The following is a 10,250-nucleotide window of genomic DNA, read 5'->3' as shown; positions in this document are numbered from 1 at the left end:
GTGGACGGCTCCACCGGGGAGGTGTTCCTGGCCCCCTCCCCCGAGGAGCGGCGCGTCCTCCAGGAGCGGGCCGCGGAGCTGCGGGACGCGCTGGCGAGCTCCAGCGGTCCGGGCACCACGGCGGACGGCCACCGGGTGCCGCTGCTGGCGAACATCGGCGGTCCCGCCGACGTGGACGCGGCGGTGGCGGCCGGGGCGGAGGGGGTCGGGCTCTTCCGCACCGAGTTCCTCTTCCTCGATGCCACGGTGGCGCCGAGCGAGGAGGACCAGGTCGAGGCGTACCGCACCGTGCTGACGGCTTTCGGCGAGGGCCGGGTGGTGGTGCGGGTGCTGGACGCCGGCGCGGACAAGCCGCTCGGCTTCCTCACGCCGGCCGACGAGCCCAACCCGGCCCTCGGGGTCCGTGGCCTGCGCACGCTGCTGGAGCACCCGGAGGTGCTGCGCGCCCAGCTGCGGGCGCTGGCCACCGCGGCGCGGGGGCTGCCGGCGCGGCTGGAGGTGATGGCTCCGATGGTCGCCGACCGGGCGGACGCCCGGGCCTTCGCCGAGGTGTGCCGGGAGGTGGGTCTGCCGGGGGCGTACGGCGCGATGGTGGAGATCCCGTCGGCCGCGCTGCGCGCCGGCTCGATCCTGGACGAGGTGGACTTCCTGTCCATCGGCACCAACGACCTGGCGCAGTACGCGTTCGCCGCGGACCGTCAGGTCGGCGCGCTGGCCCGGCTGCAGGATCCCTGGCAGCCGGCCCTGCTGGAGCTGATCGCGCTGGCCGCGGGGGCGGCGGCGGAGGCCGGGAAGAGCTGCGGGGTGTGCGGTGAGGCGGCGGCGGATCCGCTGCTGGCCTGTGTGCTGACCGGCCTGGGGGTGACCAGCCTGTCGATGGGCGCCGCCGCCCTGCCGCTGGTGCGCACCACGCTGGCCCGGTACACGCTGGAGCAGTGCCGGGCGGCGGCCGGCGCCGCCCGGGGCGCGCGGGACGCCGAGGACGCCCGGCGGGCGGTGCGGGAGGTGCTGGGCGTCGCCTGAGGCGGTGCCGCGGCCCCTCCCGGAGGGGCGCGATCCGGCGGGGCCGGGCCGTGGGGATCCCCACGGCCCGGCCCCGCTTCCGTGGTCGCCGTCGTCGCGGTGGCCGTGTGGCTGTGGCCGTGTGGCCTCAGTGGGGCCCGCCGTCCCGGTCCGCGCCGCCGCGGTCCGGACCGCCCAGTCCGGCGTCCTGGCGGGAGCGGTGGCTGATCCGCCGCAGCGCGCGGGCGCGGGTGTCGGCGCGGGCGCGTTCGCCGCCGCGCTGGGCGGCGATCTCCTCGCCCACGGCGGCCCGGATGGCCGCCCGGAGGCCGTGCGGGGTGCGGTGGGCCCGTGGCACGGCGGCGGCCGGGTCCGCGCCCAGTTCGCGCACCAGGCTGGCGCACAGGGCGAGCATGACGACGACGAACGGCAGCGCGACCAGGATGGTGGCGCTCTGCAGGCCCTCCAGGCCGCCGGCGACCAGCAGCACGGCGGCGACGGCGCCGATCAGCACGCCCCAGACGACGACGAGCGGCCGGCGCGGGTGCAGGGAGCCGCGGCTGGACAGCGAGCCCAGCACGAGGGAGGCGGAGTCGGCGCCGGTGACGAAGTAGAGGGCGACCAGGACCACCGAGATCACCGCCGTGATGCCGTACAGCGGCAGGCTCTCCAGGAGGGAGAACAGGGCGGTCTCCGGTCCGCCGGTCAGGGTCCCGACGAGGTCCGCCTGGCCGGTGGCGTCCAGGCGGAGGGCGCTGCCGCCCATCACCCCGAACCAGATGGCGCTGGCTCCGCTGGGCACCAGGAGCACGCCGAGCAGGAACTGGCGGACGGTGCGGCCACGGGAGATGCGGGCGATGAAGGTGCCGACGAAGGGGGCCCAGGAGAGCCACCAGGCCCAGTAGAAGATCGTCCAGTTGCCGAGCCACTCGGTGGAGCTGAACGCTCCGGTCCCGGAGGAGAGGCTGATCAGGTCCTGGAGGTAGCTGCCGATCGAGGCGGGGATGACGTCCAGGATGTAGACGGTGGGGCCGAGGAGGAAGACGAACACCATGATGGCGACGGCCAGGTAGACGTTGATCGTGCTCAGCCACTTGACGCCGCGGTGCACTCCGGAGAAGGCGGAGACGACGAAGGCCGCGGTGAGGACGCCGATGATGACGAGGTCCACGGCTTGGGTCTCCGGCACGTCGGCGACGAGGTGGAGGCCGCGGGCCATCTGCAGGGCTCCCAGGCCGAGGCTGGTGGCGGAGCCGAAGACGGTGGCGAAGACGGCGAGCAGGTCGATGGCCCGGCCGGCGGCCCCGCGGGCGTGCCGGCCGAGGATCGGGTCGAAGGCGGCGCTGAGGCTGTTGCCGCGTCCCTTGCGGAAGGTCGCGTAGGCGAGGGCGAGGCCGGCGACGGCGTAGATGGCCCAGGGGTGGAGGGTCCAGTGGAAGAGGGTGTACTCCATGGCCGCGCGGGCGGCCTCGCCGCTGCCGGGTTCGGCGCCCGAGGCCGGTGGCGGGGCGGCGAAGTGGGTGAGTGGTTCGGCGACGCCCCAGAACATCAGGCCGATGCCCATGCCGGCGCTGAACATCATGGAGGCCCAGGCGAGGGTGGAGAACTCGGGGTCGTCGTCGTCCGCGCCGAGCTTGACCCGTCCGAAGCGGCTGACGATGAGCAGCAGGGAGAGGGCCAGGAAGGCGTCGGCGGCGAGGACGAAGAACCAGCCGAAGTTGTGGGTGGTCCAGGCCAGCGCCGTGCCGGAGATCTCGTTGAGCGACTCGGGGGAGACGACGCCCCAGGCCACGACGGCGACGACGAGCAGGGCGCCGATGCCGAAGACGATGCGGTCGGGCGGGAGGCTGGCCTCGGGGATGGTGGTGGAGGGGTCCACGGCGGCGCCGGTCGGGGTGGCGCCCGAGCCGGCGAGCCGGGTGACGTCCTGGGTGAGGGGGGCGTGTACCGGGGGTGCGGGCGGCTCGGGGGCGTCGGGCGGAGTCGGTTCTGGGGTCTGGGGCGTCATGGCGGCCGTCCTCGGAGCAGCCGGCGGCGGTGGACCGCGGTGGGGGCGTCGATCCAGCAACGCTAATTGGCGATTCCGACATATGCGGCGATTTCGCCGCGAGGAACGGCGTGGGCGTGTCACCCGTTTCGCTGCCGTGGGAGGCGAGCAGAAGGGCAGACGGGGCCGCGTTCCGTCGAACGGGTGACGCACCGGCCGGTCCGCCTCCGTCCGGTCGGCGGGGCTGCCGGCGGCCGGTGGTGGCGAAGCGTCAGGATGGATCGCGGGCGGCCGCGGGGCGCCCGGCGTGGATCGCGTGTTGGGAGGGTGCGGTGTCGATGGAGCACGGTGAGACCCCCGGGATGCGGGTGGGCGGGATCCAGGTGGGCGGGCTGGTCCTCGGCGCGCCCGATCCGGCGCGTCCGGCGCGGCCCGGGCGGTCGCCGGAGGTGCGGGCGGCCCTGGTGCGGGCGGTACTGGCGTGGTCGCTGACGCTGATCCTCGGCGTCGTCGGCCTGATCGCGGTGCTGGCCGACTCGCTGGTGGCGGTCCCGGCGCTGCTGCTGACCGCGGCGGCCGTGGTGGTGTCGAGCTGGGCGAGCCTGGACGTGGCGGTGGCCCGTCAGGTCTCCATGGAGCGGGCGGTGCGGCTGGCCCGGGAACGGCGGCTGGGATCGCCGGACGCGCATTAACCCCTGATGATCTCTCCGGGCGCCGGTCGAAACTCCCAAAAATCCCGGCTGTCCGCCGTTCGGACGCCGACCGGCGCGTGCCGCCGGTCACCTGTACGGTTTGACCCGGGGCAAGGGGGCCCCGCGCGCCGCACCGCGCCGCAACCCCCGTGCGCCGGGGGTGGACGACACCGCACGTACTGGTCGGAGCCCGCCCCCTCGACGGGGCTCCGGGGAGGCAGGACAACACATGTCTGAGAAGGCCCGTATCGGCGTCACCGGTCTCGCCGTCATGGGGCGGAACCTGGCGCGGAACCTGGCCCGCCACGGTCACGCCGTCGCCGTGCACAACCGCACCTTCGCCAAGACCAAGGCGCTGGTGGAGGAGTTCGGCCACGAGGGCACCTTCGTGGCGGCGGAGACGGCGGAGGAGTTCGTCGCGTCCCTGGAGCGCCCGCGCCGCCTGGTGATCATGGTGAAGGCGGGCGCCCCGACGGACGCCGTGATCGAGGAGTTCGCCCCGCTGCTGGAGCCGGGCGACATGATCGTGGACGGCGGCAACGCGCACTTCGAGGACACCCGCCGCCGTGAGCAGGCGCTGCGTGAGAAGGGCATCCACTTCGTCGGAGCCGGCATCTCCGGCGGCGAGGAGGGCGCGCTCAACGGCCCGAGCATCATGCCGGGCGGTTCGAAGGAGTCCTACGAGGCCCTCGGCCCGCTGCTGGAGGACATCGCCGCCAAGGTGGACGGCGAGCCGTGCTGCAGCCACATCGGCGCGGACGGTGCCGGCCACTTCGTGAAGATGGTGCACAACGGCATCGAGTACGCCGACATGCAGCTCATCGCGGAGGCCTACGACCTGCTGCGCGGCGGCCTCGGCCTGGGCGCCGCGGAGATCTCCGAGGTGTTCCGGACCTGGAACGCCGGCCGGCTCGACTCGTACCTGATCGAGATCACCACCGAGGTGCTCGCGCACACCGACGCGGCCACCGGCAAGGCGTTCGTGGACGTCGTCCAGGACCGCGCGGAGCAGAAGGGCACCGGCCGCTGGACCGTGCAGACCGCCCTGGAGCTGGGCGTTCCGGTGACCGGCATCGCCGAGGCGGTCTTCGCCCGCTCGCTGTCCGGCAGCGCCGGGCTGCGCGAGGCGGCGGCCGGCCTGCCCGGGCCGACCGTCGCGAAGCTGGGCGAGGAGGAGGCCGCGGGCTTCGCGGACGCCATCGAGCAGGCGCTGTACGCCTCGAAGATCGTGGCCTACGCGCAGGGCTTCAACCAGATCCAGGCGGCGGCCACCGAGTACGGCTGGGACATCGACCTGGGCGCGGTGGCGGCGCTGTGGCGCGGCGGCTGCATCATCCGGGCGCGCTTCCTGAACCGCATCCGGGACGCCTTCGCGGCCAACCCGCAGCTGCCCACGCTGCTGACCGACGAGTACTTCCGCGAGGCCGTCGCCGGGGCGCAGGACGCCTGGCGCCGGGTGGTCGCCACGGCGGTGCGGCTCGGCGTGCCGACCCCGGGCTTCTCCAGCGCGCTGGCGTACTACGACGCGCTGCGGGCCGAGCGGCTGCCGGCCAGCCTCATCCAGGGCCAACGGGACTATTTCGGTGCCCACACCTACCGGCGGACCGACCGCGAGGGCTCGTTCCACACCCTGTGGAGCGGGGACCGCACCGAGGTCGAGGACTGATCCGCTCCTCCGGTTCTCACCCCGTAGGGCTCGTGCCGGGGCCCCACCGCCCGTGTGGCGGTGGGGCCCCGGCCCGTTCCGGCGCCGGTGGCCGGGCCCGGGCGGGGGTCAGGAGGCGGTCTCCTCGCTGCGGCGGTAGACCCGGGTGGCAGTGACCTCGCCGTGGACGGCGGGGTTGTCCGGCGCCCCGGGCAGGCCGGGGCGCAGGTGCTCCTCGACCGAGATGAACTTCTGCCCCATCCGCAGGTCGGCGTCGTTGCGCAGCCGGATGATCAGCGGGAACTCGGCCAGCGCCGTGGTGTCGAACAGGCCCGTGGTGTAGAGCAGCTGCACGCCGAGGGCGTCGGCGACGGCCCGTTGCAGCTCCAGCAGGTAGGTGGCGTTGGCCCGGCCGATGGGGTTGTCCAGGAAGAGCGTGCCGGCGTGCCGGTGGCGGGCCCGGCCGCGGTCGTTGCTGCGCAGCGCGGCCATGGTGCAGTACAGCGCGATGGCGGCGGTGAGCAGCTGCCCGCCGGAGAAGACGTCGCCCATCTGACCCACCGGCACCCGCTCGGCGCGCAGCACGGCGTCCGGCTTGAGGATCTCCACCGAGACGCCCTTGGGCTGGAGCGCCGCGGCGACGCCGCGCAGCAGCAGCGACATGCCGTCGCGGCGCAGGTCGGAGTTCTTGCGGACGGCGGTGCGGGTGACGTCGTCGATGACCTCGCCGAGGCGTTCGACCAGGGTGGCGTGGTCGGGGTCGTCGAAGCGGATGCGCAGGAACTCCTGCCCGGACCACTCCCCCAGTCCGTCGGGGAGCTGGGAGAGCCGCTGGGCGGAGCGCAGGGTGGCCAGGGAGGTCTCCACCAGGCCGCGCAGCCGGTCGACGATGCTGTCCCGGTTGCGTTCGAGCTGGGCGAGTTCGTCGGTGAGCACGCGCAGCCGGGGGGCGAAGGCGGCGGCCCAGGCGGCGGCGTGGTCGGGCAGGGCGGCCGCGGGCAGCTCGCGGATCTGCTGGCGGGCGGGGGTGCGGACCTGCTCGAAGCGGACCGAGTTGGCGTGCCGCACCAGGCGGTCGGAGCTCTCCCGCACGGTGGCCTCGGCCGTGGCGAGGTCGGCGGCGGCGGCGCGGAGGGCGCGGCGGGCCTCGACGCCGGCCGCGCGGGCCTCGGCCAGGGTTCCCTCGAAGGGTTCGGGGGCGCGCCCGGCGGCCTCGGCCTCCTCCTCGGGGTCGGCGGAGGGGAGCTGGTCGCGCAGTCCGGCGGCGAGTTCCTCGAAGGCGGCGGCGCTGGCCTCGGCGTCGGTGTGGGTGCGGACGAGTTCGGCGTGGCGGGCCCGGGCGGTCGCGACCTCCTCGGTGCGCTCGCCGAGTTCGGCGCCGGCGGCGCGCAGCAGGGCGCGGGCGTGCGGGACGTCGGTGGGGACGCGGTCGGCGGGCAGTTCGGTGTGGTGTTCGGCGCCGCCGGGCGGGGCGTGCCGTTCGGCCTCGCCGCGCAGCCGCCCGAGGGCCTCGGTGGCCTCGCTGACCCGGCTCTCCAGGGTCTGCACGAGGGCGTCGGCGCGGGCGGCGGCGGCCAGCCGGGAGGGGCCGTCGGCGCCGTCCGGGCCCTGGAGGAGTTCCTCGGCCCGGCGGCGCACCTTCTGGGTGAGGCGGGCGAGTTCGGCGGAGGCGGCGGACTCCTCGCTCTCGGCGCGGGCCTGTTCGGCGCGGAGGTCGGCGCCGACGCCGACCTTCTCGTAGAGGCGGGCGGCGGTGCGGTAGGCCTCGCGGAGGGCGGGCAGCGAGTCGGGGGTGGTGGGCTGCTCGGTGTCGGCGGTTTCGGCGGTGTCCTCGGTGTCGGCGGCCCCGGCGATCTCGGCGCGTTCGGCGCGCAGGGCGTGCGCGGTGCGGCGGGCGTCGTCGGCGGCGCGCTGGGCGGCCCGGCGGTCCTCGTCGGCGGCGCGGGCGCGGGCCCGGCACTCGGTGACGAGCTGTTCCTGCTGGGCGACCTCCTCGGCGAGTTCGCGGGTGCGGCGGGTCCAGGCGTGCCGTTCGCGGAGCCGGTGGGCGAGGCCGGCCAGGGCGTCGGCGCGGCGGCGGGCCTGCTGGGCGGCGTGCTCGCGGTCGGCGAGGACGCGGGCGGTGGCGGAGCGCTGTTCCTCGGCCTCGGCGAGCGCGGCGCGCACCGAGGCGGCGCGTTCCTCGGCCTCGGCGGCGGCGTCGACGCAGGCGTCGAGGTCGGAGCGGAGTTCGGCGAGCCGGCCGGCCGGGCAGCCGGAGCGCCAGGTGGCCAGCCGGCCGGCGAGGGCGCGGTCGGCGGCGAGGTCGGCGGCGCGGCGGCGGATGTCCTCCTCGCGGGCGGCGACGCGTTCGCGCAGGGCGTGCCGCTCGGCGTCGGCGGCGCGTTCGTCGTGCATGGCGGGGTTGGGCGGGACCAGGAAGGTCTGCTCCTCCAGTGCCAGCGTGCCGTCCGCGCCGTCCGCGCCGTGTGGGGCGCCAGTGGTGGCGGTGGCGCGGGGGCGGGGGGCGAGCAGGGCGGCGGCGGTGCCGACGGCGAGGGCGGAGCGGGGCAGCAGGGCGGCCGCGTCCAGGGCCTCGCGGGCGCGGCGCAGCGAGGCCGGGTCGGTGACGATGACGCCGTCGACCAGTTCGGGGTGGTCGGCGAGGACGCGGGCGTGGTCGGCGGGGTCGACGGACTGGGCGAGGTAGCGCCAGCCGGGCAGCGCCGGCACGCCGTGTTCGCCGAGGTACTCGACGGCGGCGAGGACGTCGGGGCCGGGCGGGAGCAGGCCGCCGTCGCCGAGGGCGGCGAGGATGCGGGAGTCGTCGGCGGCGGCGGTGCGCAGGTCGAACAGTCGGCGTTCGGCGGCGGCGAGGGCGTCGTCGAGCAGCTCGCGCAGGGCGTCGGCGGAGCGGTCGAGCAGGTCCGGGGTGAGGTGGGTGGGTTCGGCGTCGGCGGGGTGCGGGCCGTCCGGCCGGTTCTCGTCCGGCCGCTGGTCGTCCGCGGTGGGTGCCGGCTGGAGGTCCAGCAGGGCGGCGAGGCGTGGTTCGGCGGCGAGGGCGCGGGCGGTGCGCAGTTCGTCGTCGAGGGCGCGCTGGGCCGAGGCGGCGGCGTCGGCGGCGCGGGCGGCGGCGAGGTCGGCGCGGCCGAGGTCGGAGGTGAGTTCGCGGACCCGGGCGGCGGCGGTGTCGGCGGCGGCGCGGGCCTGCTCCCAGGCGGTGGTGGCGGCCTTCTCGTCCTCGGCGGCGCCGAGGGCGGCGCGGGCCGGGTCGGTGGAGGTGCCGTCGGCGCCGGGTTCGGGCTGCGGCAGCCAGCCGGCCTCGACGGCGGCGCGGGTCTCCTCCTCGACCTCGGCGAGGCGGGTGCGCAGGTGGTCGGCCTCGCTGCGGGCCTTCTGGGCGGCGGTGGCGGCGGTGGTGGCGTCGCGGTGGGCGGTGTCGGAGTCGTCCTGGAGGGCGGCGGCGCGCTGCTCCTCCTGTTCCGCGCGGGCCTCGGCCCGGTCGGCGGCGGCGCGCAGCGCGCGGACCAGGCGGGCGGCGGCCTGGTTGCGTGCGGCGAGGGCGGGGGCGGCGTCGCGTTCGGCCTCGCGGATGGCGGCGGCGACGCGTTCGCCGCGGTCGGCGGCGGCACGCTGGCGCAGCACGGTCTCGGTCGCCTGCCACGCCTGGTGCAGGGTGCGGGCGTCGGCGAGTTCGCGGCGGGCGGCGGCGGCCTCCTTCTCGCCGGCGGCGAGGCCGAGGGCGGCGTGCCGGTGGGCGAGTTCGGCGACGATCTCGGCGGCGGCGGCGCGGGCGGTCTCGGCGGCGGCGACGTCCTCGGCGGCGGTGCCGACCTGTTCGTCGAGGTCGGCGGCGCGGGCGCGTTCCACGGCGGCGCGGGCGGCGAGGGAGCGGGCCAGGCGGCGGGTGCGGCGTTCGGCGGCGCGGTGCGCCCCGCGGCGTTCGGCGCGGGTGGCGGTGGCGTCGACGATGGTGTTCAGCAGGTCGACGGAGCCGGCGGTGAAGTCGCGTTCGGCGGCGAGTTCGTCGCGGCGGCCGAGCTTGGCGGCGAAGCCGTGGACGAGGTCGGCGAGGCCGTCGGTGTCGCGGTTGTCGGTGACGGCGCGCAGCAGCAGGTCGGTGAAGTCCGCGTCGTTCTTGACCGCGAACAGGCCGGCGGCCTCGCCCTCGTCGGCGTTCATCTCGCGCTGGTAGCGGAAGAGTTCGGGGTCGAGGCCGAGTTCGCCGAGGTGCTCGTTCCAGCGTTCGTGGATCTCCTCCCAGTGCACGTCGAGGTGGGGGTAGGCCTTGCCGGCCTCGGTGAGGGCGTCGCGGAAGCCCTTCATGGTGCGGCGTCGGCCGCGGGCGGTGGAGGTGCCCTCGCGGGGGCGCTCGGTGGTGCCGCGGTCGGTGGTGAACTGGGCGACCGGCAGGGTGTCCAGGGTGAGGCCGGGGCCGGGGCGGAAGGAGTACCAGGCTTCGGCGAAGCGGCGCGGGTCGGAGGAGACCTGGTGGCCGCGCCACTCGCTGACCTTGCCCACCACGATGGGCTCGCCGGTGCGGGTGTGCTGCCACTCCAGGGCGACGTGGCCGCAGTCGTCGGCGAGCAGGAACTTGCGCAGCACTCCGGAGCTGGCGCCGCCGAGGGTGTTGCGGTGGCCGGGCAGCATGACCGAGAAGATGAGCTTGAGCAGTACGGACTTTCCGCCGCCGTTCTCCAGGAAGAGCACGCCGGCGGGGGCGGGGCGGCGCGGCGGGCCGGCCGCCTCGGGGGTGTCCTGGCCGGCGGGGCCGAACAGCTCGGCCTGGGTGGGCGCGGGCTCGGGTACCGGCGCGCCGACGCCGCGCAGGTCGAGCACGGTGTCGGCGTACCGCGCGCCGGCCGGGCCGATGGAGTAGAGGCGGATTCGGGAGAGCTCGTACATTCTCTTCTTCTGGATGTGGGCAGGCGCCGGGCGCCCCCGG

At 76.2% G+C, this 10,250-nt stretch carries 5 protein-coding genes; 3 read left to right on the top strand and 2 right to left on the bottom strand.

The features are described 5' to 3' along the window. On the top strand, positions 1-1,023 hold a 1,023-nt coding region (locus tag FHU37_RS22365), incomplete at its 5' end, for a putative PEP-binding protein (RefSeq protein ID WP_179815896.1). Between the two features lie 127 nt (positions 1,024-1,150). On the opposite strand, the gene FHU37_RS22360 is transcribed toward FHU37_RS22365, so the two are convergent. Further along, positions 1,151-3,010: a BCCT family transporter gene (locus tag FHU37_RS22360; RefSeq protein WP_179815895.1), complete on the bottom strand. Its 1,860-nt coding sequence runs from the start codon at positions 3,008-3,010 to the stop codon at positions 1,151-1,153. 317 nt (positions 3,011-3,327) lie between these two features. Here FHU37_RS22360 and FHU37_RS22355 point away from each other — a divergent pair, with 317 nt between their 5' ends. Together FHU37_RS22355 and gnd are read left to right on the top strand one after the other, a co-directional pair. Then, positions 3,328-3,681: a hypothetical protein gene (locus FHU37_RS22355; protein WP_179815894.1), complete on the top strand. Its 354-nt coding sequence runs from the start codon at positions 3,328-3,330 to the stop codon at positions 3,679-3,681. Positions 3,682-3,910: 229 nt separating this feature from the next. Further along, positions 3,911-5,347 carry an NADP-dependent phosphogluconate dehydrogenase gene (gene gnd, locus FHU37_RS22350; RefSeq protein ID WP_179815893.1) on the top strand — a complete coding sequence of 479 codons (1,437 nt, stop codon included), beginning with the start codon at positions 3,911-3,913 and terminating at the stop codon, positions 5,345-5,347. A 108-nt stretch (positions 5,348-5,455) separates the two neighbouring features. On the opposite strand, the gene FHU37_RS22345 is transcribed toward gnd, so the two are convergent. Further along, the gene (locus FHU37_RS22345) at positions 5,456-10,210 is read right to left on the bottom strand and encodes a hypothetical protein (protein WP_179815892.1); all 4,755 of its coding nucleotides are present in this window, start codon (positions 10,208-10,210) and stop codon (positions 5,456-5,458) included. Positions 10,211-10,250 lie beyond the last annotated feature (40 nt).

Source organism: Allostreptomyces psammosilenae (assembly GCF_013407765.1).
Taxonomy (GTDB): Bacteria; Actinomycetota; Actinomycetes; order Streptomycetales; family Streptomycetaceae; genus Allostreptomyces; species Allostreptomyces psammosilenae.
This window is presented reverse-complemented; position numbering and strand designations above follow the sequence as displayed.

Bases quoted from the DNA above. Each gene is read 5' to 3' on its own strand.
- gnd (WP_179815893.1), top strand. From the start codon at position 3,911: ATGTCTGAGAAGGCCCGTATCGGCGTCACCGGTCTCGCCGTCATGGGG.
- FHU37_RS22345 (WP_179815892.1), bottom strand. From the start codon at position 10,210: ATGTACGAGCTCTCCCGAATCCGCCTCTACTCCATCGGCCCGGCCGGC.
- FHU37_RS22355 (WP_179815894.1), top strand. From the start codon at position 3,328: ATGGAGCACGGTGAGACCCCCGGGATGCGGGTGGGCGGGATCCAGGTG.
- FHU37_RS22360 (WP_179815895.1), bottom strand. From the start codon at position 3,010: ATGACGCCCCAGACCCCAGAACCGACTCCGCCCGACGCCCCCGAGCCG.